The sequence below is a fragment of the Kitasatospora nipponensis genome (genome assembly GCF_039528135.1).
Lineage (GTDB): Bacteria > Actinomycetota > Actinomycetes > Streptomycetales > Streptomycetaceae > Kitasatospora > Kitasatospora nipponensis.
The window spans coordinates 1-544 of record NZ_BAAALF010001058.1; the positions used below are offsets into that span (position 1 = coordinate 1).

General features: G+C 72.8%; 1 protein-coding gene. It reads left to right on the forward strand.

Annotated features, from left to right (window positions below; genetic code table 11):
- Window positions 1-544 (forward strand): M9 family metallopeptidase N-terminal domain-containing protein (locus tag ABD323_RS44845; RefSeq protein ID WP_425556372.1); only part of this gene is annotated, 544 nt, incomplete at both ends.

A 544-nucleotide genomic window follows, 5' to 3' on the forward strand; every position in this document is an offset into this window, starting at 1 on the left:
CCCAGTTGGGCCGTCTGCTCACCCTCGCGTTCGCGTTCATCCTCACGCTCGGCTTCTTCGCCCCGCAGAGCCGCGCCGCGAGCACCGCCCCGGCCGCCCCCACCGGCCAGCCCTCGACCCGGGCCATTCCGGTGCCCAAGTCCGCCGAGGTGCCGAAGGACGGCCGCCCGACCCCGGGCACCGCGACCGAGGCCGCCGACGCGCCCAAGGCGGCCGCCCAACTGCCCGCCGCCGCACCGCAGTCCAAGCAACTGCGGTCCGCCCCGGCGGCCACTCAAGCCGCCTGCGCGTTCGGCAACAGCACCGGCAGCGCGCTGGTCCAGCAGGTCAAGGCCGCGAGCCTGGACTGCGTGAACTCGCTGTTCAACCTCACCGGGACCGAGGCCCAGGCCACCTTCCGCGAAGCCCAGATGGTGACCGTCGCCAACGCCCTTCGGGACAGCGCGACTTCGTACAACGGCACGAACTCCGGCTCGGCCGGTCAGCTGGTGCTCTTCCTGCGCGCGGGCTACTACGTGCAGTGGAAATACCCGGGCGTCGTCGG